Source organism: Pseudomonas sp. Irchel 3F3 (assembly GCF_900187545.1).
GTDB classification, from domain to species: Bacteria; Pseudomonadota; Gammaproteobacteria; order Pseudomonadales; family Pseudomonadaceae; genus Aquipseudomonas; species Aquipseudomonas fortuita.
Genome location: NZ_FYDS01000005.1, coordinates 277,353 through 299,967, shown reverse-complemented (window position 1 = coordinate 299,967; position 22,615 = coordinate 277,353). Strand labels below are relative to the sequence as shown.

General features: G+C 62.1%; 19 protein-coding genes. 17 read left to right on the top strand and 2 right to left on the bottom strand.

Going from position 1 to position 22,615, the window contains the following annotated elements:
* The first annotated feature begins 38 nt into the window (after positions 1 to 38).
* The 16 genes from mraZ to lpxC all read left to right on the top strand — a co-directional run bounded on the left by mraZ (position 39) and on the right by lpxC (position 17,851).
* Positions 39 to 494, top strand: a complete 456-nt coding sequence (mraZ, locus tag CKW35_RS12645; RefSeq protein ID WP_019439042.1) for a division/cell wall cluster transcriptional repressor MraZ — start codon at positions 39 to 41, stop codon at positions 492 to 494.
* Positions 491 to 1,438: a 16S rRNA (cytosine(1402)-N(4))-methyltransferase RsmH gene (gene rsmH, locus CKW35_RS12640; RefSeq protein ID WP_016488970.1), complete on the top strand. Its 948-nt coding sequence runs from the start codon at positions 491 to 493 to the stop codon at positions 1,436 to 1,438. The genes mraZ and rsmH overlap by 4 nt, the downstream gene beginning before the upstream one ends.
* The gene (gene ftsL, locus CKW35_RS12635) at positions 1,435 to 1,728 is read left to right on the top strand and encodes a cell division protein FtsL (protein WP_016488969.1); all 294 of its coding nucleotides are present in this window, start codon (positions 1,435 to 1,437) and stop codon (positions 1,726 to 1,728) included. The genes rsmH and ftsL overlap by 4 nt, the downstream gene beginning before the upstream one ends.
* The gene (locus CKW35_RS12630; RefSeq protein ID WP_161775544.1) at positions 1,728 to 3,467 is read left to right on the top strand and encodes a penicillin-binding protein 2; all 1,740 of its coding nucleotides are present in this window, start codon (positions 1,728 to 1,730) and stop codon (positions 3,465 to 3,467) included. The genes ftsL and CKW35_RS12630 overlap by 1 nt, the downstream gene beginning before the upstream one ends.
* Entirely contained in the window at positions 3,464 to 4,954 is a 1,491-nt protein-coding gene (locus tag CKW35_RS12625) for a UDP-N-acetylmuramoyl-L-alanyl-D-glutamate--2,6-diaminopimelate ligase (RefSeq protein WP_016488967.1), read from the top strand. The genes CKW35_RS12630 and CKW35_RS12625 overlap by 4 nt, the downstream gene beginning before the upstream one ends.
* Entirely contained in the window at positions 4,947 to 6,314 is a 1,368-nt protein-coding gene (gene murF, locus CKW35_RS12620; protein ID WP_095116046.1) for a UDP-N-acetylmuramoyl-tripeptide--D-alanyl-D-alanine ligase, read from the top strand. Before CKW35_RS12625 ends, murF begins: the two co-directional genes overlap by 8 nt.
* Positions 6,314 to 7,396, top strand: a complete 1,083-nt coding sequence (gene mraY / locus CKW35_RS12615) for a phospho-N-acetylmuramoyl-pentapeptide-transferase (RefSeq protein ID WP_016488965.1) — start codon at positions 6,314 to 6,316, stop codon at positions 7,394 to 7,396. Before murF ends, mraY begins: the two co-directional genes overlap by 1 nt.
* 6 nt (positions 7,397 to 7,402) lie before the next feature.
* Positions 7,403 to 8,749 (top strand): UDP-N-acetylmuramoyl-L-alanine--D-glutamate ligase, encoded by a 1,347-nt coding sequence (gene murD, locus CKW35_RS12610; RefSeq protein WP_095116137.1) that lies wholly within the window; start codon positions 7,403 to 7,405, stop codon positions 8,747 to 8,749.
* Complete coding sequence (gene ftsW / locus CKW35_RS12605; RefSeq protein ID WP_016488963.1) at positions 8,746 to 9,960, top strand: putative lipid II flippase FtsW; 1,215 nt, start codon at positions 8,746 to 8,748, stop codon at positions 9,958 to 9,960. The genes murD and ftsW overlap by 4 nt, the downstream gene beginning before the upstream one ends.
* Positions 9,950 to 11,029 carry an undecaprenyldiphospho-muramoylpentapeptide beta-N-acetylglucosaminyltransferase gene (gene murG, locus CKW35_RS12600; RefSeq protein WP_016488962.1) on the top strand — a complete coding sequence of 360 codons (1,080 nt, stop codon included), beginning with the start codon at positions 9,950 to 9,952 and terminating at the stop codon, positions 11,027 to 11,029. Before ftsW ends, murG begins: the two co-directional genes overlap by 11 nt.
* Entirely contained in the window at positions 11,022 to 12,470 is a 1,449-nt protein-coding gene (murC, locus tag CKW35_RS12595) for a UDP-N-acetylmuramate--L-alanine ligase (protein ID WP_016488961.1), read from the top strand. The genes murG and murC overlap by 8 nt, the downstream gene beginning before the upstream one ends.
* The gene (locus tag CKW35_RS12590) at positions 12,467 to 13,423 is read left to right on the top strand and encodes a D-alanine--D-alanine ligase (RefSeq protein WP_016488960.1); all 957 of its coding nucleotides are present in this window, start codon (positions 12,467 to 12,469) and stop codon (positions 13,421 to 13,423) included. Before murC ends, CKW35_RS12590 begins: the two co-directional genes overlap by 4 nt.
* Positions 13,424 to 13,428: 5 nt before the next feature.
* Entirely contained in the window at positions 13,429 to 14,298 is an 870-nt protein-coding gene (locus CKW35_RS12585) for a cell division protein FtsQ/DivIB (RefSeq protein ID WP_012274056.1), read from the top strand.
* Between the two features lie 14 nt (positions 14,299 to 14,312).
* Entirely contained in the window at positions 14,313 to 15,575 is a 1,263-nt protein-coding gene (gene ftsA / locus CKW35_RS12580) for a cell division protein FtsA (protein WP_016488959.1), read from the top strand.
* Between the two features lie 55 nt (positions 15,576 to 15,630).
* On the top strand, positions 15,631 to 16,827 hold the full coding sequence (ftsZ, locus tag CKW35_RS12575) for a cell division protein FtsZ (RefSeq protein ID WP_016488958.1): 1,197 nt from the start codon (positions 15,631 to 15,633) through the stop codon (positions 16,825 to 16,827).
* Positions 16,828 to 16,939: 112 nt separating this feature from the next.
* Positions 16,940 to 17,851: a UDP-3-O-acyl-N-acetylglucosamine deacetylase gene (lpxC, locus tag CKW35_RS12570; protein WP_016488957.1), complete on the top strand. Its 912-nt coding sequence runs from the start codon at positions 16,940 to 16,942 to the stop codon at positions 17,849 to 17,851.
* An 80-nt stretch (positions 17,852 to 17,931) separates the two neighbouring features.
* Here lpxC and CKW35_RS12565 read toward each other — a convergent pair whose 3' ends face one another.
* On the bottom strand, positions 17,932 to 18,888 hold the full coding sequence (locus CKW35_RS12565) for a hypothetical protein (protein ID WP_016488956.1): 957 nt from the start codon (positions 18,886 to 18,888) through the stop codon (positions 17,932 to 17,934).
* A gap of 100 nt (positions 18,889 to 18,988) precedes the next feature.
* Positions 18,989 to 19,456, bottom strand: coding sequence for a DUF721 domain-containing protein (locus tag CKW35_RS12560; RefSeq protein ID WP_023048838.1), 468 nt, complete (start codon positions 19,454 to 19,456; stop codon positions 18,989 to 18,991).
* A gap of 331 nt (positions 19,457 to 19,787) precedes the next feature.
* Between CKW35_RS12560 and secA the strand changes: the two genes are divergently transcribed.
* Positions 19,788 to 22,523, top strand: coding sequence for a preprotein translocase subunit SecA (gene secA, locus CKW35_RS12550; protein ID WP_016488953.1), 2,736 nt, complete (start codon positions 19,788 to 19,790; stop codon positions 22,521 to 22,523).
* The last annotated feature ends 92 nt before the right edge of the window (positions 22,524 to 22,615 follow it).

Genomic DNA, 22,615 nt, shown 5'->3' with positions numbered 1-22,615 from the left:
CTGGCACAAAAAAGCTAACATTGTGGGGAATCACAGCCGTGTTCCGCGGAGCCAACGCCGTCAGCCTCGATGCCAAGGGACGTCTCGCCATGCCGAGTCGGTACCGTGACGAGCTGGATTCGCGTTGCAATGGCCAGCTGATCGTGACCATTGACGCCGTTGACCCCTGCTTGTGCGTATACCCCCTCGATGAGTGGGAACAGATAGAGGCCAAGTTGCGAGCCTTGCCATCGTTGCGTGAGGAAAACCGCCGTCTGCAGCGTTTGCTGATCGGTAATGCGGTTGACCTGGAGCTCGATGGCAGTGGGCGTTTCCTGGTGCCGCCCCGCCTGCGTGAGTACGCCAAGCTCGACAAGAAGGCGATGCTGGTGGGGCAACTGAACAAATTCCAGCTGTGGGATGAAGATGCCTGGAACACGGTTTCGGCAGCCGACCTTGCAGCTATTCAACAACCGGGCGCCATGCCCGACGAATTGCGTGACCTGATCCTGTGACCATAGATAGCGGCTTCAACCACATTACCGTCCTGCTCGACGAAGCTGTCGAGGCATTGGCCCTGCGCGCCGACGGTTGCTATCTGGACGGCACCTTCGGCCGTGGCGGACACAGCCGGCTGATTCTCAGCAAGCTCGGGCCGCAAGGGCGGCTGCTGGGCTTCGACAAAGATCCACAGGCGATTGCCACGGGGCAAGCGCTGGCGGCCGAAGACGGCCGCTTTGTCATTGTGCAGCGCAGCTTTGCCGAGCTGGGTGCAGAAGTGGCCGAACGCGGCCTGCACGGAAAGGTCAGCGGTGTACTGCTGGACCTGGGCGTGTCCTCGCCGCAACTGGATGACCCAGAGCGTGGCTTCAGTTTCCTCAATGATGGCCCGCTGGACATGCGCATGAACCCGGATCAGGGCATCAGTGCCGCCGAGTTCATCGCCACTGCGCCTGTGGAAGAAATTGCCCGTGTCTTCAAAGAGTACGGTGAAGAGCGTTTCTCCGGCCGCATGGCGCGTGCCGTGGTCGAGCGCCGCGAAAAGGAGCCGTTCACCCGCACTGCCGACCTGGCGGAAGTGCTGAAGGTTGCCAACCCGGCCTGGGAAAAAGGCAAGAACCCGGCTACCCGTGCCTTCCAGGGGCTGCGGATCCATGTCAACAACGAGCTGGGTGACCTGGAGGCTGGCCTGGAGGCCGCGCTGGATGCACTCGAGGTCGGTGGCCGCCTGGCAGTGATCAGTTTCCACTCCCTTGAGGACCGTATCGTCAAGCTGTTCATGCGCAAGCTGGTCAAGGGCGAGGCCGACAACCTGCCACGCAACCTGCCGGTACAGCACAAAGTCTTCGAGCCGAAAATCAAGCTCATCGGCAAGGCCCAGTTCGCCTCCGAAGCCGAGCTCAAGGCCAACCCACGCTCGCGTAGCGCCGTGATGCGTGTGGCGGAGAAACTGCGGTGAGCAGGCTCTTTGCCAAGCCTTTGCCAGGCGGAAGCTTCCTGATGCTTCTGCTGTTTATCGGCGTGCTGGTTTCGGCCGTCGCCGTGTCCTACAGCGCGCACTGGAACCGTCAGTTGCTCAATACCCTTTACGGCGAGTTGAATGAGCGTGACAAGGCCCAGGCCGAGTGGGGCCGGCTGATTCTGGAACAGAGCACCTGGACCGCCGCCAGCCGTATCGAAAACCTGGCTTCCGAGCAGTTGAAAATGCGCGTGCCTGCGGCTGACGAAGTGCGGATGGTGGCGCCATGATGAAGCTCGAAGGCGCACTCTACCCGTGGCGCTTCCGCGTGGTGATCGGCTTGCTGGCAATCATGGTCGGCGCTATCTGCTGGCGCATCATCGACCTGCAAGTGGTCGACCGTGACTTCCTCAAGGGGCAGGGCGATGCGCGCAGTTTGCGTCACATCCCTATCCCTGCGCACCGTGGCCTGATCACCGACCGCAACGGTGAGCCATTGGCTGTGAGTACCCCGGTCACCACCCTGTGGGCCAACCCCAAGGAAATGCAGGCGTCCAAAGACCGCTGGCCACAGCTGGCCGCAGCGCTGGGGCAAAACCCGCAGCAACTGGTCGAGCGCCTGACCCAGCAGGCCAGCAAAGAGTTCATCTACCTGGTCCGCGGCCTGACCCCGGAGCAGGGCCAGCACGTGCTCGACCTGAAAGTGCCTGGTGTGTACGGCCTGGAAGAATTCCGCCGCTTCTATCCGGCCGGCGATGTCACCGCGCACATGGTCGGCTTCACCGACCTCGACGACCACGGTCGCGAAGGGGTGGAACTGGCCTATGACGAGTGGCTGGCCGGCGTGCCCGGCAAGCGGCAGGTGATCAAGGACCGGCGTGGCCGGCTTATCAAGGACATCCAGGTAACCAAGAACGCCAAGGCCGGCAAGACCTTGGCGTTGTCGATAGACCTGCGCCTGCAGTACCTGGCTACCCGCGAGCTGCGCAACGCCATTGCCGAGCAGGACGCCAAGGCCGGCAGCCTGGTGATCATGGACGTCAAGACTGGTGAAGTCCTGGCCATGGTCAACCAGCCAACCTACAACCCGAACAACCGCCGCAGCATGTTCCCGGCAGCGATGCGCAACCGGGCAATCATCGACGTGTTCGAGCCCGGTTCCACGGTCAAGCCGATTTCCATGAGTGCGGCACTGCAAAGCGGCCGCTGGAAGCCGACCGACAAGGTCGAGGTTTACCCGGGCAGCTTGCAGATCGGCCGCTACACCATCAAGGACGTGTCGCGCAGCGAGGGCCCGATCCTCGACCTGACCGGCATCCTGATCAACTCCAGTAACGTCGGCATGAGCAAGATCGCCTTCGACATTGGTGGCGAGGCCATCTACCGCGTCATGTCCCAGGTCGGCCTGGGCCAGTACACCGGCCTTGGCTTCCCGGGTGAGCGTGTCGGCAACCTGCCCAACCACCGCGAGTGGCGCAAGGCTGAAACCGCGACCCTTTCCTATGGCTATGGCCTGTCGGTGACCGCCCTGCAGCTGGTGCATGCCTACGCGGCGCTGGCCAACGACGGCAAGATGGTGCCGCTGTCGATCATCAAGGTCGACAAGGCTCCGGAAGCTGTGCAAGCCATTCCGAAGGAAACCGCCGAAACCGTTCAGGGCATGCTGCAGCAGGTGATTGAAGCACCGCGTGGTGTGTTCCGTGCCCAGGTGCCGTTCTATCACGTGGCCGGCAAGTCCGGCACAGCGCGTAAAGCCACGGTGGGGTCCAAGGGGTACACCGAAAACGCCTACCGTTCGCTGTTCGCCGGCTTCGGGCCAATGAGCGACCCGCGCTACGCCATCGTCGTGGTCATCGACGAGCCGGGCAAGGGTGGTTACTTCGGTGGCCTGGTTTCGGCGCCGGTATTCAGCAAGGTCATGTCCGGCACCCTGCGTTTGATGAACGTACCGCCAGACAACCTGCCGCCACCGGCACCCGCCGAACAGTCGCAAGTCAATGCAGCAGCCGCCAAGGGAGGGCGTGGATGATGACAATGCCATTGAGCAAGCTTTTCGCTCACGCCAGCCGTGACCCGCTGATTCGTGAACTGACCCTGGACAGCCGCAATGTACGCCCCGGCGATCTGTTCCTGGCCGTGCCGGGCGCCAAGGTTGATGGCCGCGAACATATCGCCGATGCCTTGGCCCGTGGCGCTGCCGCCGTGGCCTATGAAGAGCAGGGCGCCAACGTGCTGCCGCTGACCGATGTGCCGCTGATTCCGGTCAAGGGCCTGATCGCCCAACTCTCGGACATCGCCGGGCGCTTCTATGGTGAGCCCAGCCGCCAGCTGAACCTGGTGGGTGTGACCGGTACCAACGGCAAGACCAGCGTTACTCAATTGGTGGCCCAGGCGCTTGATGTGCTCGGCCAGCGCTGCGGCCTTATTGGCACTTTGGGGACCGGCTTTTACGGTGAACTGCAAAGTGGTCGCCTGACCACGCCAGACCCGATTGCCGTACAGTCCACCCTTTACGACCTGAAAAAGCAGGGCGCCAAGGCCGTGGCCATGGAGGTTTCCTCTCACGCCCTGGAGCAAGGGCGTGTCGCTGCGTTGGCGTTCGACATCGCGGTCATGACCAACCTGTCCCGTGATCACCTGGATTACCACGGCAGCATGCAGGCGTATGAGGCGGCCAAGGCCAAGCTGTTCGCCTGGCCAAACCTGCGTTGCCAGGTGGTCAACCTGGATGACGACTTTGGTCGTCGCCTGGCCGAAGACTTTGCTCGCCGCCCGAGTGTCGACCTGGTCGAGACCCGGCTGCTCAGCTATAGCCTGGAAAACCCCGACGCCTCGCTGTTCTGCCGCGAGGCCGTGTTCAGTGACGATGGCGTGCGAGCCACGCTGGTGACTGCTCAGGGTGAGCGCACCCTGCGCAGCCAGCTGCTGGGCCGCTTCAACCTGAGCAACATGCTGGCCGCCGTGGCAACCCTGCTGGCGCTGGATTACGCGCTGGACGAAATCCTTGAGGTCACCCCGCGCCTGCAAGGGCCTGTGGGCCGCATGCAGCGCCTGGGTGGCGGTCAAAAACCACTGGTGGTGGTCGACTACGCGCACACCCCGGATGCCCTGGAAAAAGTGCTTGAAGCCCTGCGCCCGCATGCCCACGGCCAACTGTTGTGCCTGTTTGGCTGCGGCGGCGACCGTGATCGCGGCAAGCGCCCATTGATGGCTGAAGTGGCCGAGCGCCTGGCCGACCGTGTGCTGGTCACCGACGACAACCCGCGCACGGAAGACCCGCTGCGCATCTTCGACGACATCCGTCCCGGCTTCACCAAGCCTGAAGACGTCGAGTTCGTCGCCGGCCGTGGCGAAGCCATTGCGCACCTGATCGCCTCAGCCGCTGCCAACGACGTGATCGTGCTGGCGGGCAAGGGGCATGAGGATTATCAGGAGATCAATGGCGAGCGCCATGGCTTCTCCGACCTGACCGAAGCCGAGAAGGCCCTTGCAGCCTGGGAGGCTCCACATGCTTAAGCCGATGACACTCAGCCAGCTGACCACAGCACTGAGTGGTCAACAAGTCGGTACCGACGCCACTTTCACCGGTGTCAGCATCGACAGCCGCAGTGTCAGCGCCGGGCAGCTGTTCGTCGCCTTGGCCGGCCCGCGTTTCGATGGCCATGACTACCTGGCTGATGTCAAAGCCAAAGGCGCAGTCGCCGCCCTGGTCGAGCGTGAGGTGGCCGGTGTCGACCTGCCGCAGTTGCGGGTCAAGGATTGCCGGGTAGCGCTTGGTCAGCTCGGCGCCCTGAATCGCGCCGCGTTCGACAAGCCCGTGGTGGCGATTACCGGTTCCAGTGGCAAGACCACGGTCAAGGAGATGCTTGCCAGCATCCTGCGCACCCGCGGCCTGGTGCATGCCACCCGCGGCAACCTGAACAACGACCTTGGCGCGCCGCTGACCCTGCTGGAAATCGCTCCGGAGCACAGCGCTGCAGTGATCGAGCTGGGTGCGTCGCGCATCGGTGAAATCCGCTACACCGTCGGCCTGACCAACCCTCAGGTGGTCATCATCAATAACGCAGGTACCGCCCACGTTGGCGAATTCGGTGGGCCCGAGAAGATCGTCGAAGCCAAAGGCGAAATTCTCGAAGGCCTGGGTGAGGGCGGTGTCGCCATCCTCAACCTGGCCGACAAGGCGTTCGAAATCTGGCGCAAACGTGCCGGCAACCACCGCATCTTCACGTTTGCACTGGATAACCCGCAGGCCGATTTCCACGCCAGCGACATTGGTCGCGACGCGCGTGGCTGCCCGTCGTTCACCCTGCACGGGCCTGATGGCAGCGTGCAGGTACAGCTGAACCTTCTGGGTACCCATAACGTCAGCAACGCCCTGGCTGCCGCCGCTGCCGCCCATGCCGTTGGTCTGAGCCTGAACGGCATTGCCGCCGGCCTGGCTGCCGTGCAGCCGGTCAAGGGCCGCACCGTGGCGCAGGTCGCGCCGAACGGTGTGCGGGTGATCGACGACAGTTACAACGCAAATCCCACCTCCATGTGCGCGGCCATTGATATACTCGCCGGCTTTTCCGGACGCACCGTCCTGGTGCTTGGGGATATCGGCGAATTGGGGCAATGGGCGCAAGAAGGCCACCGTCAGGTGGGTGACTACGCGCGTGGCAAGGTCGACGCCCTGTACGCAGTGGGTTCCAACATGATGCATGCGGTCACGGCGTTCGGCGCCAATGGCCATCATTTCGCTACTCAAGCTGAGCTGATCGACGCTGTTCGCGCTGAAAATGCCAGCGACACCACTATCTTGATCAAGGGCTCGCGCAGCGCTGCGATGGAAAACGTCGTGGCGGCATTGTGCGGTGCCAGCGGGGAGAAACATTAATGCTGCTGCTGTTGGCCGAGTATCTGCAACAGTTCCACAAAGGCTTCGCGGTCTTCCAGTACCTGTCCCTGCGCGGGATTCTTGGTGTACTGACCGCGTTGTCCCTGGCGCTGTGGCTGGGGCCGTGGATGATCCGTACCCTGCAAATTCGCCAGATCGGCCAGGCCGTGCGTAACGACGGCCCGCAATCGCACCTGTCCAAGTCCGGCACCCCGACCATGGGTGGCGCACTGATCCTGTCGGCCATCGCCATCAGCACCCTGCTGTGGGCTGATCTGTCCAACCGCTACGTGTGGGTGGTGCTGATCGTGACCTTGGCATTCGGTGCGATCGGCTGGGTTGACGACTACCGCAAGGTGATCGAAAAGAACTCCCGTGGCCTGCCAAGCCGCTGGAAGTACTTCTGGCAGTCGGTGTTCGGGCTGGCTGCGGCCGTGTTCCTGTACAAGACGGCGCCGACCAGCGTCGAGACCACGCTGATCCTGCCGTTTATCAAGGATGTCACTATCCCGCTGGGCATTGGCTTCGTCGTGCTGACCTACTTCGTCATCGTCGGCTCCAGCAACGCGGTCAACCTTACCGATGGCCTAGACGGCCTGGCAATCATGCCGACGGTGATGGTGGGCGGCGCCCTGGGCATCTTCTGCTACCTGTCGGGTAACGTGAAGTTCGCCGAATACCTGCTGATCCCCTACGTGCCGGGCTCGGGTGAGCTGATCGTGTTCTGCGGCGCGCTGATCGGCGCCGGCCTGGGCTTCCTGTGGTTCAACACCTACCCGGCACAAGTCTTCATGGGTGACGTCGGCGCGCTGGCGCTGGGCGCCGCGCTGGGCACCATCGCCGTGATCGTCCGCCAGGAAATCGTGCTGTTCATCATGGGCGGCATCTTCGTGGTGGAAACCCTGTCGGTGGTGATCCAGGTCGCCTCCTTCAAGCTGACCGGCAAGCGCGTGTTCCGCATGGCGCCGATCCACCACCACTTTGAACTCAAGGGCTGGCCAGAGCCACGGGTGATCGTCCGCTTCTGGATCATCACCGTGATTCTGGTGCTGATCGGCCTTGCAACCCTGAAACTGAGGTAGATGAGCGTGTCTTTGATCGCTTCCGACCAATTCCGCATCGTTGTCGGCCTCGGCAAGAGCGGCATGTCCCTGGTTCGCTTCCTGGCGAGCCGGGGCATTGCCTTTGCGGTCGCCGATACCCGCGAGCAACCGCCGGAACTGGACACCCTGCGCCGTGATTACCCGCAGGTGGAAGTGCGCTGTGGTGAACTGGACGTGGACTTCCTGTGCCGCGCCAACGAGCTGTACGTGAGCCCCGGTCTGGCCTTGGCCACCCCGGCCCTGCAGCAGGCCGCCGCGCGTGGCGTGAAGCTGTCCGGTGATATCGAGCTGTTCGCCCACCACGCCAAGGCGCCGATCATTGCCATCAGCGGCTCCAACGCCAAGAGCACCGTTACCACCCTGGTCGGCGAAATGGCCGCCAAGGCAGGCAAACGTGTGGCTGTGGGCGGCAACCTCGGTACCCCGGCGCTGGACTTGCTGGCTGATGACGTCGAGCTGTACGTGCTGGAGCTGTCCAGTTTCCAACTGGAAACCACTGACCAGCTCAATGCTGAAGTGGCCACTGTGCTGAACATCAGCGAAGACCACATGGACCGCTACAGTGGCCTGCCGGCCTACCACCTGGCCAAACACCGGATCTTCCGCGGTGCCCGCCAGGTGGTGGTCAACCGCCAGGATGCCCTGAGCCGACCGTTGCCTGTGGAAGGCCGCCCATGCTGGACATTCGGCCTCAACCAGCCCGATTTCAAAGCCTTCGGCTTGCGTGAAGCAGACGGTGAGAAATACCTGGCGTTCGAGTTCCAGGCGCTGATGCCAGCACGCGAGCTGAAGGTGCGTGGCGCCCATAACCAAAGCAACGCCCTGGCAGCCTTGGCCCTGGGGCATGCGGCCGGCCTGCCGTTTGAGCCCATGCTCGAAGCCCTGCGTGAATTCGGTGGCCTGGCCCACCGTTGCCAGTGGGTACGTGAGCGTAATGGCGTGAACTGGTATGACGATTCCAAGGCCACCAACGTCGGTGCGGCCCTGGCAGCCATCGAGGGCCTGGGTGCCGATATCGAAGGCAAGTTGGTGCTGATCGCCGGTGGCGATGGCAAAGGTGCCGATTTCACTGCGCTACGCGAGCCAGTCAAGCGTTTCTGCCGCGCCGTGGTATTGCTTGGCCGTGATGCCGAGCGCCTGGCCGAGGCCTTGGGTGATGACGTGCCGCTGGTGCGGGTCAAGACCCTGGACGACGCCGTGCAGCAGTGTGCCGAGCTGGCCCAGGCGGGCGATGCGGTGTTGCTGTCGCCGGCGTGCGCCAGCCTCGACATGTTCAAGAACTTTGAAGAGCGCGGGCGCCTGTTTGCCCAGGCAGCGGGAGGCCTTGCATGATCTTCGGCATCTTCAAGCCCTACCCGTCGCCGCTGATCAGCGGTCGTGGCATCGACCTGGACTTCCCGATGCTCGCAGGCTGCCTGGCCTTGCTGGGCCTTGGCCTGGTGATGATCACCTCGGCCTCCTCGGAAGTGGCTGCGGTGCAGTCGGGCAACCCGCTTTACCACATGTTCCGCCACTTGGTGTATGTGTTCCTGGGCCTGGTTGCCTGTGGCGCGACCATGCTGGTGCCGATCGCCACCTGGCAGCGCATGGGCTTCATGATGCTGCTAGGCGCTTTCGGGCTGCTGGTACTGGTGCTGGTGCCGGGTATCGGCCGTGAAGTGAACGGTTCCATGCGCTGGATCGGCTTCAGCTTCTTCAACGTCCAGCCTTCGGAAATCGCCAAGGTGTTCGTGGTCGTCTACCTGGCGGGTTACCTGGTGCGCCGGCAGACCGAGGTGCGCGAAACCTGGATGGGCTTCTTCAAGCCGTTCATCGTGCTGCTGCCCATGGCGGCCCTGTTGCTGATGGAGCCGGACTTCGGTGCCACCGTGGTGATGATGGGCGCGGCGGCGGCCATGCTGTTCCTCGGCGGGGTTGGGTTGTTCCGCTTCAGCCTCATGGTGGTGTTGGCGGTACTGGCGGTGTTCGTGCTGGTACAGGCGCAGCCCTACCGGATGGCGCGGCTTATCACCTTTACCGACCCGTGGTCCGACCAGTTCGGCTCGGGCTACCAGCTGACCCAGGCACTGATCGCCTTCGGCCGCGGCGAGTGGCTGGGTGTTGGCCTGGGCAATAGCGTGCAGAAGCAGTTCTACCTGCCCGAAGCACACACCGACTTTGTGTTCTCGGTACTGGCCGAAGAACTGGGCGTGGTCGGCTCGCTGCTGACCATTGCACTGTTCGTGTTCGTGACCGTGCGTGCCCTGTACATCGGTCTGTGGGCCGAGAAGGCCAAGCAGTTCTTCGCCGCCTATGTGGCCTTCGGCCTGGCGTTCCTGTGGATCGGCCAGTTCCTGATCAACATCGGGGTGAACGTCGGCCTGCTGCCAACCAAGGGCCTGACGCTGCCGTTCCTCAGCTACGGGGGCAGCTCACTGGTGATCTGTTGCGCCTGCGTGGGCCTGTTGCTGCGTATCGAGTGGGAGAGCCGCACGCACCTGGGTAGCGAAGAACACGAGTTCAGCGAAAGCGATTTTGCCGAGGAGACCAGTCATGGCCGCTGACGGCAAAAACATATTGATCATGGCGGGCGGCACCGGGGGGCATGTATTCCCGGCCCTGGCCTGCGCCCGGGAGTTCCAGGCGCGTGGTTTTACCGTGCACTGGCTGGGCACGCCGCGTGGCATCGAAAACGAGCTGGTGCCCCAGGCTGGCCTGCCGCTGCACCTGATCCAGGTCAGCGGCCTGCGCGGCAAAGGCAAGCTGTCGTTGCTCAAGGCGCCGTTCACCCTGATCAAGGCGGTACTGCAGGCGCGACGCATCATTCGCCAGCTCAAGCCGGTATGCGTACTGGGCTTTGGCGGTTATGTGACTGGCCCCGGCGGTGTGGCCGCGCGGCTGTGCGGCGTGCCATTGGTGATCCACGAGCAGAACGCCCGTGCCGGTACCGCCAATCGGTTGCTGGTGCCACTGTCTGCGCGGGTCTGCGAAGCTTTCCCGAACACCTTCGAGGCGAGCGACAAGCGTCGTACCACCGGCAACCCGGTGCGCCCGGAGCTGTTCATGGATGCACAACGCGCGCCCCTGGCCCAGCGCCGAGCGCGCCTGCTGGTGCTCGGTGGCAGCCTGGGTGCGGAACCCTTGAACAAATTGTTGCCTAAGGCCCTGTCCGAAGTCCCTGCTGCGCTGCGGCCAGAGGTGTTCCACCAGGCCGGCAAGCAACACGCGCCAATCACCGCCGAGCGTTATCACGAGGCGGGCGTCGAGGCTCAGGTAGAGCCCTTCATCAAGGACATGGCCCAAGCCTATGGCTGGGCCGACATGGTGGTGTGCCGGGCCGGTGCCCTGACCGTTAGCGAGCTGGCGGCAGCGGGCCTGCCTTCGCTGCTGGTGCCATTGCCCCACGCCATCGACGATCACCAGACCCACAACGCCCAATATCTGGCCCGTGAAGGCGCTGCCTTCCTGATGCCACAAGCGACAACTGGCGCAGCGCAGCTCGCTGAACGCCTGAACGAGGTGCTGATGCAACCCGAGAAACTCACCGTAATGGCAGGCACCGCACGGCGCCTGGCCAAACCTGCTGCAACCAGCACCGTGGTCGATATCTGCCTGGAGGTGGCCCATGGTTGAGAGCCAGAAAGCCATGCCCCAGCCCAAGATGGGCCGTATCCGCCGTATTCACTTTGTCGGTATCGGCGGCGTGGGCATGTGCGGTATTGCCGAAGTGTTGCTGAACCTGGGCTATGAAGTGTCCGGTTCGGACCTGAAAGCGTCGCCGGTGACCGAGCGCCTGGAATCGTTCGGTGCCGAGATCTTCGTCGGCCACCGCGCCGAGAACGCCGCCACCGCTGATGTGCTGGTCGTGTCCAGTGCCATCAACCCGGCCAACCCGGAAGTGGCTACCGCCCTTGAGCGACGCATTCCGGTGGTGCCGCGTGCCGAGATGCTCGCCGAGCTGATGCGCTACCGTCACGGCGTGGCGGTTGCCGGTACCCACGGCAAGACCACTACCACCAGCCTGCTGGCCTCGGTGTTCGCTGCCGGTGGCCTGGACCCGACCTTTGTCATCGGTGGCCGCCTGACCGCTGCCGGTACCAATGCCCAGCTGGGCACCAGCCGCTACCTGATCGCCGAAGCAGACGAAAGCGATGCCAGCTTCCTGCACCTGCAGCCGATGGTGGCCGTGGTCACCAACATCGACGCCGATCACATGGCGACCTACGAAGGTGACTTCAACAAACTGAAGAAAACCTTCGTCGAGTTCCTGCACAACCTGCCGTTCTACGGCCTGGCGGTGATGTGCCTGGACGACCCGGTGGTGCGCGAAATCCTGCCGCAGGTGAAGCGCCCGACCGTGACTTATGGCTTCAGCGAAGAGGCAGACATCCGCGCCATCAACGTGCGCCAGCAGGGCATGCAGACCCACTTCACCGTGCTGCGCCGTGACTGCGAGCCGTTGGACGTGTCAGTGAACATGCCTGGCAACCACAACGTGCTCAACGCCCTGGCCACCATTGCCATTGCCACTGACGAAGGCATCACTGACGAGGCCATCATCCAGGGCCTGTCAGGCTTCCAGGGGGTCGGCCGACGCTTCCAGGTATACGGCGAACTGCCGGTCGAAGGCGGTAGCGTGATGCTGGTGGACGACTACGGCCATCACCCGACCGAAGTAGCTGCAGTGATCAAAGCCGTGCGTGGTGGCTGGCCTAGCCGCCGCCTGGTGATCGTTTACCAGCCGCACCGCTACAGCCGCACCCGCGACCTGTACGACGATTTCGTGCAGGTGCTGGGCGATGCCAACGTGCTGCTGCTGATGGAAGTCTACCCGGCCGGCGAAGAGCCAATCCCTGGAGCCGACAGCCGTCAGCTGTGCCACAGCATCCGTCAGCGCGGCAAACTGGACCCGATCTACATCGAGCGTGGCGCAGAACTCGCGCCGCTGGTCAAACCACTGCTGCGCGCTGGCGACATCCTCATCTGCCAGGGTGCCGGTGATGTCGGAGGCCTGGCCCCACAGTTGATGAAAAGCCCGCTGTTCGCAGGCGCCAAGCAGGAGAAGTCGAAATGACCAGCGCCTACGAAAAGCTGCACTCGACCCTGGACGTCAAGGCGTTCGGCCGTGTTGCCGTGCTGTATGGTGGCAAGAGCGCCGAGCGTGAAGTGTCGCTGAAGTCCGGCGCAGCGGTGATCCACGCGCTGACCACGGCCGGTGTCGACGTCGTTGCCATCGACGTGGGAGATGACCTGCTCGAGCGCCTGCAACGCGAGAAGATCGACCGTGCGTTCATCATCCTGCACGGCCGTGGCGGTGAAGACGGCAGCATGCAAGGCCTGCTGGAGTGCCTGGGCATCCCCTACACCGGCAGCGGCATCCTTGCCTCGGCGCTGGCCATGGACAAGCTGCGCACCAAGCAGGTGTGGCAGAGCCTGGGCATTCCGACCCCGCGTCACGCGGTGTTGGCGAGCGAAAGCGATTGTTTGTTGGCCAGTACGGAACTGGGCTTCCCGCTTATCGTCAAACCCGCCCATGAAGGCTCTAGTATCGGCATGGCCAAGGTGAACAGCGCCCAGGAACTGGTCGCCGCCTGGCAGGACGCCGCCAAATACGATTCCCAGGTACTGGTGGAGCAGTGGATCCACGGCCCGGAGTTCACCATCGCGGTCTTGCGCGGCCAGGTGCTGCCGCCGATCGCCCTGGGTACGCCGCACGTGTTCTACGACTACGACGCCAAGTACATCGCCAACGATACCCAGTACCGCATCCCGTGCGGCCTGGATAGCGTCAAGGAACAGGAACTGATCGACCTGACTGCACGTGCCTGTGATGCCATCGGCATCGAAGGCTGGGGGCGGCTGGACGTGATGCAGGACGAGCAGGGCCGGTTCTGGCTGCTCGAAGTCAACACCGCACCGGGCATGACTGATCATAGCCTGGTGCCAATGGCGGCCCGCGCGGCCGGCCTGGACTTCCAGCAACTGGTGCTGGCAATCCTGGCTGAAAGCGTGACGACGCGAGGTTAACAACCGTGCAAGGCGCGATGATACGTCAGCAGCAACCCGTTACCGGCCGTAGCAAGCCGGTGCCGCGTGGTGCCAGCCGGCTGGTGGCCGACGAGCCCGTATCGGCGCGCCTGCCGCGGCCAAGCCTGGGAGGCCTCAAGCGCCTGCTGTGGCCGGTGCTGCTGGTGGCGGCCGGCTTTGGTGCCTATGAGGGCGCCATTCGCCTGATGCCGTATGCCGATCGGCCGATCACCAAGATCGACGTGCAGGGCGACCTCAGCTACATCAGCCAGCAGTCGGTGCAGCAGCGCATCGCACCGTACGTGGCGGCGAGCTTCTTCAGCGTCGACCTGCCGGCGATGCGTGCGGAGCTCGAGCAGATGCCATGGATCGCTCACGCCGAAGTGCGCCGGGTGTGGCCTGACGAGGTGGTGATCCGCCTGGAAGAACAGCTGCCGGTGGCGCGCTGGGGCGACGAAGCCTTGCTCAACAACCAGGGCCAGGCCTTCACCCCGCGCGAACTGGCCAACTACGAGCACCTGCCGCAGCTGGCTGGGCCGCAGCGTGCTCAGCAACAAGTCATGCAGCAGTATCAGGTATTGAGCCAGATGCTGCGCCCCCTGGGCTTTTCCATCGCTCGCCTGGAGCTGCGCGAGCGGGGCAGCTGGTTCCTGACTACCGGTGCGAGCAGCGCCGGGCCCGGTATCGAGCTGCTGTTGGGGCGCGACCATCTGGTGGAGAAGATGCGCCGTTTCATTGCCATTTACGACAAGACACTCAAAGACCAGATCACCACTATCGCCCGCATTGATCTGCGTTATTCCAACGGACTTGCCGTTGGTTGGCGGGAACCGATTGCACCGACGACGGCCCAACCCGCCGTTGCGAAGAATTAGAGAGAGGCAGGACCATGGCAAACGCGCATAGCGGCAAAATGATCGTCGGGCTGGACATTGGCACCTCCAAGGTGGTGGCGCTGGTGGGCGAAGTGGGCGAAGACGGCACCCTGGAAATCGTCGGGATCGGCACCCATCCGTCCCGCGGCCTGAAGAAAGGCGTGGTGGTGAACATCGAGTCCACCGTGCAGTCGATCCAGCGCGCCGTCGAAGAAGCGCAGCTGATGGCCGGCTGCCGCATCCACTCGGCTTTCGTCGGGGTGGCCGGCAACCACATCCGCAGCCTGAACTCCCACGGCATCGTCGCCATCCGCGACCGCGAGGTCAGCCTGGCCGACCTGGAGCGTGTACTCGACGCTGCCCAGGCTGTGGCGATTCCGGCCGACCAGCGCGTGTTGCACACCCTGCCGCAGGACTACGTGATCGACAACCAGGAAGGCGTGCGCGAACCGCTGGGCATGTCTGGCGTGCGTCTGGAAGCCAAGGTCCACGTGGTCACTTGCGCAGTCAACGCGGCGCAGAACATCGAGAAGTGCGTACGCCGCTGCGGCCTGGAAATTGACGACATCATCCTTGAGCAGCTGGCCTCGGCCTACTCGGTGCTGACCGACGATGAAAAAGAGCTGGGTGTTTGCCTGGTGGACATCGGTGGCGGTACCACCGACATCGCCATCTTCACCGAAGGCGCCATCCGTCACACCGCGGTCATCCCGATTGCCGGCGACCAGGTGACCAACGACATCGCCATGGCCCTGCGTACCCCTACCCAGTACGCCGAAGAAATCAAGATCCGCTACGCCTGTGCCCTGGCCAAACTGGCTGGCGCCGGCGAAACCATCAAGGTGCCGAGCGTGGGCGACCGCCCACCGCGCGAGCTGTCGCGTCAGGCGTTGGCTGAAGTGGTAGAGCCACGTTACGACGAGCTCTTCACCCTGATTCAGGCCGAACTGCGCCGCAGCGGCTACGAAGACCTGGTGCCAGCCGGCATCGTACTCACCGGTGGCACCGCGAAGATGGAAGGTGCCGTGGAACTGGCCGAGGAAATCTTCCACATGCCGGTACGCCTGGGTGTACCGCACAGCGTTCGGGGGCTGAGCGACGTGGTTCGCAACCCGATCTATTCCACCGGCGTGGGCTTGCTCACTTACGGTCTGCTGAAGCAGTCCGAGGACCTGATCCTGACCGGTAACACAAACAGCAGCAACAACAGCTATGGCGATGAACCGAAGGCCCCAGTGCTTGAGCGCTTCAAGAAGTGGGTCCAGGGCAACTTCTAAGTTTCAAAGCAGTAGTGGTAGGCGCAACAACTAGAGAACTGTAAGGAGAGGGAAAATGTTCGAGCTCGTAGACAACGTCCCGCAAAGCCCGGTCATCAAGGTGATCGGCGTTGGTGGTGGTGGCGGCAACGCCGTCAACCACATGGTCAAGAGCAGCATCGAGGGCGTGGAATTCATCTGCGCCAACACCGATGCCCAGGCGCTGAAAAGCATTGGCGCGCGCACCATCCTGCAATTGGGCACTGGCGTGACCAAGGGCCTGGGTGCCGGTGCCAATCCGGAAGTGGGCCGTCAGGCTGCGCTGGAAGACCGTGAGCGCATCGCTGAGGTACTGCAGGGCACCAACATGGTGTTCATCACCACTGGCATGGGTGGCGGTACCGGTACCGGTGCAGCGCCGATCATTGCCGAAGTGGCCAAGGAAATGGGCATTCTCACCGTAGCCGTGGTGACCCGTCCGTTCCCGTTCGAAGGCCGCAAACGTATGCAGATCGCCGATGAAGGCATCCGCATGCTGGCTGAAAGCGTCGACTCGTTGATCACCATTCCCAACGAGAAACTGCTGACCATCCTGGGCAAGGATGCCAGCTTGCTGTCTGCCTTTGCCAAGGCCGACGATGTGCTGGCCGGTGCCGTTCGCGGCATCTCCGACATCATCAAACGCCCAGGCATGATCAACGTCGACTTCGCCGACGTGCGTACGGTGATGGGCGAAATGGGCATGGCAATGATGGGTACTGGCTGTGCCAGCGGCCCGAACCGCGCCCGTGAAGCCACCGAAGCGGCGATCCGCAACCCATTGCTGGAAGACGTCAACCTGCAGGGCGCCCGTGGCATCCTGGTGAACATCACCGCAGGTCCGGACCTGTCGCTGGGTGAGTACTCCGATGTGGGTAGCATCATCGAAGCCTTCGCCTCTGACCACGCCATGGTCAAGGTCGGCACCGTGATCGACCCGGACATGCGCGACGAGCTGCACGTTACCGTTGTGGCCACTGGCCTGGGCGCGCGCATCGAGAAGCCGGTCAAAGTGGTCGACAACACCCTGCAGACCGCTCAGCAGGCATACGAGGCGTCCAATCCTGCGCCGGTACGCCAGGAGCAGCCAGCGGTCAACTACCGTGACCTGGAGCGCCCGACCGTGATGCGCAATCAGGCCCATGCAGGTGCTGCTGCAGCCGCTAAACTGAACCCTCAGGATGACCTGGACTACCTTGATATCCCGGCTTTCCTGCGTCGTCAGGCTGATTAATGGAATTTATCAGGGGTATAAAGGTGATTGGTATTCATCAAAGGTTGGGTCTGTTATCATCCCCAGCCTTTGTTGATACCTGTTCGCAATTTGCGCTGAAGCGGCCAATGCCATGATTAAACAACGCACCCTGAAGAATACCATCCGTGCCACAGGTATCGGTCTGCACTCTGGGGAGAAGGTTTACCTGACCCTCAAGCCCGCACCTGTTGACACCGGCATCGTCTTCCGCCGCGCCGACCTTGACCCTGTGGTCGAGATCCCTGCGCGTGCGGCCAACGTCGGCGAGACAACCATGTCGACGACGCTGGTCAACGGTGACGTCAAGGTCGATACGGTCGAGCACCTGCTCTCCGCCATGGCGGGCCTGGGCATCGATAACGCCTACGTCGAGCTCTCCGCCTCGGAAGTGCCGATCATGGATGGCAGCGCCGGACCCTTTGTATTCCTGATTCAGTCTGCCGGCCTGGAAGAGCAGGACGCAGCCAAGAAGTTCATCCGCATCCTGCGTGAGGTAACCGTGGAAGAGGGCGACAAGCGCGCCACGTTCCTGCCTTTCGAAGGGTTCAAGGTGAGCTTCGAGATCGACTTCGATCACCCGGTGCTTCGCAACCGGACCCAGAGCGCCAGCGTCGACTTCTCCAGCACCTCGTTTGTGAAAGAAGTCAGCCGCGCGCGTACTTTCGGCTTCATGCGTGACATCGAGTACCTGCGCAAGCACAACCTTGCATTGGGTGGCAGTGTCGAGAACGCCATCGTGGTCGATGAGGACGGCGTGCTCAACGAGGACGGCCTTCGTTACGAAGACGAATTCGTAAAGCACAAGATCCTCGACGCCATTGGCGACCTTTACCTGCTGGGCAACAGCCTGATTGGCGAGTTCAAGGGCTTCAAGTCCGGCCACGCGCTGAACAACCAGCTGTTGCGCAAGCTGATTGCTGAAACCGATGCCTGGGAAGTGGTCACGTTCGAAGATGCCAGCACGGCACCGATCTCTTATATGCGCCCTGTTGCGGCCGTGTAAGTTCGAGCACTCTCTCTAGTGATTAAGGCCACCCTCGGGTGGCCTTTTTTATTCGCTGAGTTCCCCAAGCGTGCTTGGGGTTATGCGTCGTGGCTATCTCTGTCGTAGGCACTCAGGACAGCATGGGTTTTCAGCAGGATGAAATCGATGTAACTGTGGTCTGTCGAGGTGCACTCCACGCGTGTGATTGGCTTGCCGTACGGCGACCGGAAACTCACCAGAAAGTGCTTGGGTGTGCCGTCGCTCGCCAAGTTGATCGTTTTCAGCGGGTCTGGCTCAGTCGAGGTGAAGAAACTCACGGACCCCTCGTAATGAATCAGGCTCCAGGCGAACTGCATGTACCCGTACTCACCGTTCAGATCCAGTGCGATTTTATTGCTGTCGGAACTTTGGCCTTTGGAAAGTACAATTGCCTTTCCCTCAGCCATGTTTTCGACGGTTTCATTGACTTTCTCAATGCCTGTTTTAGAGCCATAATTGCTACTAAGATGGTGCAGCGTAAAATGCGGAAGTACGAGTGATTGCCCGGGTAGAATGAGCTGCTCGCCAGGTTGCTCCTCGAAATTGATATGCAGTACGTGCGGGTAAATGCGGATATCGTCGAAAGCGAAATGCACATGCGTATTGTCAGGCTCGAAACTGCCAAGTGTCAGGGTATGAGTCGGGGATGTCGCGCGGAAGTCGACAACGAAACGTTGCCAGTCCTGGTGGTTTTCAAGCTTTGAGCGATGCTGGACAGTATCGTCTATGTACCAGGTGAGGTGTGGGACGGGGTCCTTGGGGAATCGCTTGACACGCAAGCTGATAGAGTAGAGGTGTCCCTGGACCAGACCGCTTATCGTCTTCTGGATCAGCAGCACGCCATCGTGTCGGGGAAGCGGTGGGAGGTTTGGCGGCGAGTCATATTCAACATAAATGTTGCTTTGATTTGCGGTGTTGAATGTTAATGAGTGTCCGCTGCGTATTGCGTTCCAGCCGTTGTATGCCTTGTCAGTGAAAGTTGTATGTTCGCTATAGTCAGTCGTGGGCAGGGTCATGATGCAGTTCCTGGGTTAAGAACGCTCAATAAACCATCTCCAAAACCTACCGGCTACTGGTAAAATTGTCAGTCTTAAAGTGCAGGTTTTTTAGCTTGTTTTATTCTGAAGGCTTTTTTTTGCGCGAAGCATTGTTAGCCAAACGCTCCAATGCGGCGCGCAGCTTCTCGTCGGTAATGCCTTCAGCGGAACCGCGAATACTCTGCGCGGCATTGGCCGACAGCTCGGTGGTGTTTAGGCCACGCTTGGCCGGCACCAGCGGTGGCTGCACCTTGAACAGGATGCGCCTGAGGTTGCCGAACGCCTCCATGGCCTGCAATGCCGCCAGCAGGCGCTTCTGCTGGTAGCGCAGGCGGGTTGCCCAATGGCCGTCGGTCACAACCAGCAGCAAGGTGCCATCGCGCCATGACGCGACATGGCAGTGCTCGCGGGCAGCGGGTTGCAGCTGGCTTTCCAGCAGGCGTTGCAGGTGCTCCAGGCGCTCGGCCTGGTTCAGCAGCAGGCGCAGCGGGCGGACCTGGCGCAGCAGTGCGGAGGGCGGCTGGGCAGGGGAGGGTTTGTAGGCCATGGGACTGTGCATGAGGTTCAAGGTCAGCAGTTTAACACCTCTGTAGCCGGTGCCGGCCTCTTCACGGGCTTGCCCGCTATTACAGGCATTCCCCAGTGCAGGCCAGATAAGACCAATTCTCGATAGCTTTCATGTTGCCAAGCCTTGAACTCACGGAGAATGCCCCTATCTAAGACAAGCCCCTGCCAAAACGCTGTAATAGCATCGTGGAAATCCACCACTTTCCTCACCATCGTTTCCGGGTAGAATGCTCGTTCGCATGCGGCCTCAGGGCTGCACGGGCGACTCATGGGGCCGCCCTCCATCCCTACGTGTGGAAGATCCTGCCGATATGTTTGCGCCTTTGTTAAAAAAACTTTTTGGAAGCAAGAACGAGCGTGAAGTGAAACGCATGCTCAAGACGGTGAGTATCGTCAATGCCTTCGAAGAGAAGATGGTGGCCCTCTCCGACGAGCAACTGCGGGGCAAGACCGCAGAGTTCAAGGAGCGCCTGGCCAAAGGCGAGACACTGGACCAATTGCTGCCTGAAGCTTTCGCCGTGGCCCGAGAGGCCGGCAAGCGTGTGATGGGCATGCGCCACTTCGATGTGCAGCTCATCGGTGGCATGACCCTGCACGAGGGCATGATCGCAGAAATGCGCACCGGTGAAGGCAAGACCTTGGTCGGTACCCTGGCCGTGTACCTGAACGCACTGTCCGGCAAGGGCGTGCACGTGGTCACCGTCAACGACTACCTGGCCCGCCGTGACGCCAACTGGATGCGTCCGCTGTACGAGTTCCTCGGCCTGTCGGTCGGTATCGTCTCGGCCTTCCAGCCGCCAGAAGAAAAGCGTGCCGCCTATGCGTCCGACATTACCTACGGCACCAACAACGAATTCGGGTTTGACTACCTGCGCGACAACATGGCGTTCAGCCAGGAAGAGAAGTTCCAGCGTGAGCTGAACTTCGCCGTGATCGACGAAGTCGACTCCATCCTCATCGACGAAGCACGCACCCCGCTGATCATCTCCGGCCAGGCTGAGGACAGCTCCAAGCTGTACATCGAGATCAACCGCCTGATCCCGCGCCTGACCCAGCATATCGAAGAAGTGGAAGGCCAGGTCACCCAGGAAGGCCACTTCACCATCGACGAGAAGAGCCGCCAGGTCGAGCTCAACGAAGCCGGTCACCAGTTCATCGAAGAAATGCTCACCCAGGCCGGCCTGCTGGCCGAGGGCGAGAGCCTGTACTCAGCGCACAACCTGGGCCTGCTGACCCACGTTTACGCTGGCCTGCGCGCGCACAAGCTGTTCCACCGCAACGTCGAGTACATCGTCCAGGACGGCCAGGTCCTGCTGATTGACGAGCACACCGGCCGCACCATGCCGGGCCGTCGCCTGTCCGAGGGCCTGCACCAGGCCATCGAGGCAAAAGAAAACCTGAATATCCAGGCCGAGAGCCAGACCCTGGCTTCGACCACCTTCCAGAACTACTTCCGCCTGTACACCAAGCTGTCCGGCATGACCGGTACCGCCGACACCGAAGCGTTCGAGTTCCAGTCCATCTACGGCCTCAACGTGATGGTGATCCCGCCGAACAAGCCGCTGGCACGTAAGGACTTCAACGACCTGGTGTACCTGACCGCCGACGAGAAATACGCCGCGATCATTGCCGACATCAAGGAAAGCATGACCCAGGGCCGCCCGGTGTTGGTGGGTACTGCGACCATCGAAACCTCCGAGCACATGTCGAACCTGTTGCTCAAGGAAGGTATCGAGCACAAGGTCCTGAACGCCAAGTACCACGAGAAGGAAGCCGAGATCATCGCGCAGGCTGGTGCCCCAGGCGCACTGACCATCGCCACCAACATGGCCGGCCGTGGTACCGACATCCTGTTGGGTGGTAACTGGGAAGCCGAAGTGGCCACCCTTGAAAACCCGACCGCCGAACAGATCGCCCAGATCAAGTCCGACTGGCAGAAGCGTCACCAGCAAGTGATCGAGTCGGGCGGCTTGCACGTGATCGCCTCCGAGCGCCATGAGTCGCGCCGTATCGACAACCAGCTGCGTGGCCGTTCGGGCCGTCAGGGTGACCCGGGCTCCAGCCGCTTCTACCTGTCGCTGGAAGACAGCCTGATGCGCATCTTCGCCTCTGACCGGGTGAAGAACTTCATGAAGGCACTGGGCATGCAGTCGGGCGAGGCCATCGAACACCGCATGGTCACCAACGCGATCGAGAAAGCCCAGCGCAAGGTTGAAGGCCGCAACTTCGACATCCGTAAGCAATTGCTCGAATACGACGACGTGGCCAACGAACAGCGCAAGGTGATCTACCACATGCGCAACAGCCTGCTGGCCGCCGAGAACATCGGCGACACCATCGTCGAATTCCGCAAGGAAGTGCTGGACGCTACCATCAGCCAGCACATCCCGCCGCAGTCGCTGCCAGAGCAGTGGGATGTGGCCGGTCTGGAAGCCTCGCTGGCCAGCGATTTCGCCATGAAACTGCCGATCCAGCAGTGGCTCGATGAGGACGATCACCTCTACGAGGAAACCCTGCGCGAGAAGCTGCTGAACGAGATCACCACTGCCTACACCGAGAAGGAAGACCAGGCCGGTATCGAAGCCCTGCGTACCTTCGAGAAGCAGATCCTGCTGCGCGTGCTGGACGACCTGTGGAAAGACCACCTGTCGACCATGGACCACCTGCGCCACGGTATTCACCTGCGTGGCTATGCGCAGAAGAACCCGAAGCAGGAGTACAAGCGCGAGTCGTTCAGCCTGTTCCAGGAGCTGCTCGAGTCGATCAAGCGCGACACCATCCGCGTGCTGTCGCACGTTCAGGTTCGCCGCGAAGATCCGATCGAGGAGGAAGCACGCCTTCGCCGCGAGGCCGAGGAACTGGCCAGCCGCATGCAGTTCCAGCATGCCCCTGCCCCAGGGTTGGAAAGCGAGCAACTGAGCGAGGAGGGCGCCGAAGTGGCGGTGGCCGCAGCGCCAGTGCGTAACGACCAGAAACTGGGCCGCAACGAGCCGTGCTGGTGTGGTTCGGGCAAGAAGTTCAAGCATTGCCACGGGCAGATCGAGTGATCTGATTCATTGCTGTAACGTGACAAACTGGGGCCGCTTTGCGGCCCATTCGCGGCACAAGGCCGCTCCTGCAGGGACCGCGCCCGACCGGA

What these genes read in the sequence shown, in the direction of transcription:
- lpxC (WP_016488957.1), top strand. Translation starts at nt 16,940, where the DNA reads ATGATTAAACAACGCACCCTGAAGAATACCATCCGTGCCACAGGTATC.
- CKW35_RS12630 (WP_161775544.1), top strand. Translation starts at nt 1,728, where the DNA reads ATGAAGCTCGAAGGCGCACTCTACCCGTGGCGCTTCCGCGTGGTGATC.
- CKW35_RS12560 (WP_023048838.1), bottom strand. Translation starts at nt 19,456, where the DNA reads ATGGCCTACAAACCCTCCCCTGCCCAGCCGCCCTCCGCACTGCTGCGC.
- CKW35_RS12625 (WP_016488967.1), top strand. Translation starts at nt 3,464, where the DNA reads ATGATGACAATGCCATTGAGCAAGCTTTTCGCTCACGCCAGCCGTGAC.
- secA (WP_016488953.1), top strand. Translation starts at nt 19,788, where the DNA reads ATGTTTGCGCCTTTGTTAAAAAAACTTTTTGGAAGCAAGAACGAGCGT.
- murC (WP_016488961.1), top strand. Translation starts at nt 11,022, where the DNA reads ATGGTTGAGAGCCAGAAAGCCATGCCCCAGCCCAAGATGGGCCGTATC.
- CKW35_RS12565 (WP_016488956.1), bottom strand. Translation starts at nt 18,888, where the DNA reads ATGACCCTGCCCACGACTGACTATAGCGAACATACAACTTTCACTGAC.
- CKW35_RS12590 (WP_016488960.1), top strand. Translation starts at nt 12,467, where the DNA reads ATGACCAGCGCCTACGAAAAGCTGCACTCGACCCTGGACGTCAAGGCG.
- ftsA (WP_016488959.1), top strand. Translation starts at nt 14,313, where the DNA reads ATGGCAAACGCGCATAGCGGCAAAATGATCGTCGGGCTGGACATTGGC.
- mraY (WP_016488965.1), top strand. Translation starts at nt 6,314, where the DNA reads ATGCTGCTGCTGTTGGCCGAGTATCTGCAACAGTTCCACAAAGGCTTC.
- murF (WP_095116046.1), top strand. Translation starts at nt 4,947, where the DNA reads ATGCTTAAGCCGATGACACTCAGCCAGCTGACCACAGCACTGAGTGGT.
- murG (WP_016488962.1), top strand. Translation starts at nt 9,950, where the DNA reads ATGGCCGCTGACGGCAAAAACATATTGATCATGGCGGGCGGCACCGGG.
- ftsW (WP_016488963.1), top strand. Translation starts at nt 8,746, where the DNA reads ATGATCTTCGGCATCTTCAAGCCCTACCCGTCGCCGCTGATCAGCGGT.
- ftsZ (WP_016488958.1), top strand. Translation starts at nt 15,631, where the DNA reads ATGTTCGAGCTCGTAGACAACGTCCCGCAAAGCCCGGTCATCAAGGTG.